General features: G+C 36.7%; 3 protein-coding genes. 2 read left to right on the top strand and 1 reads right to left on the bottom strand.

Annotated features, from left to right (window positions below):
• The first annotated feature begins 272 nt into the window (after positions 1-272).
• Together ABWO41_RS16810 and ABWO41_RS16805 are read left to right on the top strand one after the other, a co-directional pair.
• Entirely contained in the window at positions 273-1,379 is a 1,107-nt protein-coding gene (locus ABWO41_RS16810) for a helix-turn-helix domain-containing protein (RefSeq protein ID WP_353140487.1), read from the top strand.
• 77 nt (positions 1,380-1,456) lie between these two features.
• Entirely contained in the window at positions 1,457-2,137 is a 681-nt protein-coding gene (locus tag ABWO41_RS16805) for a hypothetical protein (protein WP_353140485.1), read from the top strand.
• A gap of 144 nt (positions 2,138-2,281) precedes the next feature.
• On the opposite strand, the gene ABWO41_RS16800 is transcribed toward ABWO41_RS16805, so the two are convergent.
• The coding region (locus ABWO41_RS16800) for a DUF389 domain-containing protein (RefSeq protein WP_353140483.1) at positions 2,282-3,404 on the bottom strand (1,123 nt) is incomplete at its 5' end.

Genomic DNA, 3,404 nt, shown 5'->3' with positions numbered 1-3,404 from the left:
GTTACGAATATAAGCGTAACCCTCGAGTTACACAAATTTTTATCTGGATTTTTTTTATAAACGCTTAGAAAGCTATTTCACACTTAAATAGTAAATAAAAGTCTCTCAAAGACTACATATCGCACCAATAGTTTTCGTTTAACCATTACATCTTCTAGTTCGGTTGGATAACTTCGAACCAAAGTATAATGGAATGTATCTACTTTAACAAAAAATAACGACAATGAACAACTCAAATACCTTAAATTTACGGAAACAGTCCTAATTATCCGATGTCTGAAATAAATACCTTAGCTGCTTTCTATGCCTTTTCAAGTGGAGCATTATGGCTATTAGGGTCCCTTCTTTTTATGGGGTTCGATAAAGTGAATATCCAAGCCAATCGATGGCTTGGCGCATTCTATTATATTCTTGCATGCACTTTTACACAGCTTTTCCTGGAAGGCTTTGGAATTGGAGGAAGTTTCCTTATCCATCTACTCGAACTACCTAGATGGGCAATGCTCCCCTGCCTTTATATGGCAGTAAACAGTTACGTGTCTCCATCTTTGCCTAAAAAGAAATGGTTTTTCCATTTCGTTCCTTTTCTGCTTTTCCTTATATTTTCCCTGGTTTATTTAATGCCAAACCTATTTAATGAACAAAACGATCTATTGCCTTCGTGGATCGGGTTTATTGTTCGATACTTTTTCTTCATCCAGACGATTTATTACTGGATCCTCTGTTTCTCTTTGCTCCGTCGTCACCAAAAAAACTTAAAGATGGTGGCTTCGTTTACCGAAAAAATAGATCTTGAATGGCTAAGATATCTGTTGATTTCAGTATTATTCTTGATTTTCATTCGTATACTGAGTATATCCAATATTCAGGCAACTTATTTCTCTCCCATTCTATACTTTTTGGGGATAATTCTTTTGGCATATTCAACACTAACTCAAAAATCAATTTATGCTATTGAAACATATCATCCAGCTGAAAAAGACGAAATAGCACCCAAAAAAGCACTAAATGAACGACTTACGCCTGAACAAGTTGAAGGACTCAAATATATAGTGATGCGAAAAACAGTCGATGAAAAACTATATCTTGATCCAAGCCTAACACTTTCAGCACTTTCAGATAAAATAGGCATCAACACACATGAACTATCCTACGTCCTTAACAATGGAGTCGGCAAGAATTTTTATCAGTTTATAAATGAGTTGCGAACAGAGGAAGCAAAGTCACTTCTATTATCGGAAGATACCAAGCATTTAGATATGTTCGGTGTTGCTATCAGAGCCGGCTTCAACTCCAAAACTACATTTTATACCACCTTTAAAAAAGCAACTAAGCTCACTCCTAAAGAATACATTAAAGCAAATTCGGAAGCTCATTAACCGCATTCTGTTCATTTGCATCCATCCGAACTTCTTCTAATCGCTAAAGGGTTATCATTGCATAAAAAAAGATAATTATGAAAACAATGAACTCATTTAAGTCAGCAATCGCCCCAAAGATCCGTGTGGTCATCAGCGGCATTTTATTCGGAAGCGCAATTATTTCAATGAACTGTTTTGTACAAACACCCGCCCTTGCAGGTGTTATTGCACAAGGAGATAGCCAGCAATCTAAAACTGTACCTCTCGAAATGTTCGTAGGACATTATCAGCTTCCCGATAATGCATCTTTTATTCAATTTGAGCTAAAAGACAATGTGCTTTTTGCCCAATGGAATAACAAAGAATATCAGCTTATCCAAATCAATGAAACAAACTTTGAATCAAAAGAAGAAGGTCACAAAGTCGAATTCCTAAAAGACAGTTCTGGTCAGTTTACTTCTGCTAAGATATTGGATAAAATAGTAACGGTAAAAGTCGAATTTGATCCCAAAATAGTCAAACCGCTATCTGCAGCACAACTTAAAGGTCTTGAAGGAACTTATAGTTTAAAAAACAATAGCTTTAAGATCGATATCCGATCTTCAGCAAACGGATTGATATTAAAACAGCTATGGGACAATAAAGAAATTGCTTTTACGCCCAGATCGGAAACTTTTTTCCTGAATGAAGATGGTACTTTCCCTCTTACTTTTTTATTGAGCGATGGAGAAGCAACTCAGGTCACCTGTTTTGAAAAAGATGTTTGGCTAAAGTAAAGTAAGTTTTATCTTTTAGAAACCGGATAAAAGAGCCCAGCAATGACAGGCTAAAGCTTAAATTATCCGGTTTCTGCCTCGTTCTATAAGTTAGGAAGCGGCGGTTTATTTTATATGTATAATTGACAATAAAAAGGAATAATTTTAGTCGGCAATAAAAATCTCGATAGAATCTGCTTGCAAGCGCGTGTTAAGCCATGTTTTCAATTTCACTTGGTCTGCATTCAACAAAGGTTTTAGATCCGTCTTCAAAACAACCAAATAATAAGGAGTTGCTATTGAGTCCTTAAAAAACAGCTGCTCTCCAACAGAGCAGGCAATTACTTGAGGAAAAAAAGCTTCGATTTCCTTTAAAAGAACTTTACCTAATTCTCGGTTCTTCTCAATACTATCTAATTTTAATTGATTGTTTGCCAAATCTAACCTCAGGCGGTTTAGTTCAGAAAGCGTTTTATCTTGTGTCGAAGTCTTAAGTTCCGTATCATTAATTTTAAACCCTTGCTGTATAGCCAGATCGGTTCCTTCCAAGCCATAAAAGGGCAGTTTACTTTTTAATTTTTCCTTTTCAACTTCTGTAATAGCCTTACCGCCATAAGTCAATGATATTTTTTTAGCGGCAGCATTAATCTTTGATTGAAGCAGGTAGTCGCCTTCAATGAAGGTCTCGTTATTGATAAAAGAAGTGGCGTTTTGGTTATAGTTTTCCTGCTGTACCATAATATAACCAAAATAAATACTGGGAATCATGGTCATTAGAGCAATAAAGGTCACCCACCTGTTTGCTTTTATTTTTTGCCTCTCATCGGTATAAGTTATCATCGGAAATTTAAGAAGCCGAACTGTTATCAATGTGGCCGCTCCGATAAAAACTGTATTGATTGTAAACAAGTAAAACGCTCCCAAAAAAAAGCTCCAATTTGCCGTAGCGAGGCCATAACCCGCAGTACACAATGGTGGCATTAAAGCTGTAGCGATGGCAACTCCTGGGATGATGTTCCCTTTGACCTTACTCGACATTGCAACAATCCCAGCCAAACCTCCGAAAAGTGCTATCAGGACATCGTATATATTAGGCTGAGTTCTCGCCAAAAGTTCTGAATGAGCCTCGTTTATCGGAGTAACCAAAAAATAAAGGGTAGAAGTAATTAGCCCAGAGGCAACTGCAAAGACAAAATTAGAGGCTGCTTTTTTTAGCAGGAAAAAATCATAAGTAGCCAAACTGTAACCCATGCCAATAATCGGGCCCATTAGTGGTGATATTAACATG

This window comes from Pseudopedobacter sp. (assembly GCF_040392825.1).
GTDB lineage: Bacteria > Bacteroidota > Bacteroidia > Sphingobacteriales > Sphingobacteriaceae > Pseudopedobacter.
The sequence above is the reverse complement of the archived record's forward strand: the minus strand, read 5'-3'. Positions and strand labels throughout refer to the sequence as shown.

What these genes read in the sequence shown, in the direction of transcription:
- ABWO41_RS16810 (WP_353140487.1), top strand. Translation starts at nt 273, where the DNA reads ATGTCTGAAATAAATACCTTAGCTGCTTTCTATGCCTTTTCAAGTGGA.
- ABWO41_RS16805 (WP_353140485.1), top strand. Translation starts at nt 1,457, where the DNA reads ATGAAAACAATGAACTCATTTAAGTCAGCAATCGCCCCAAAGATCCGT.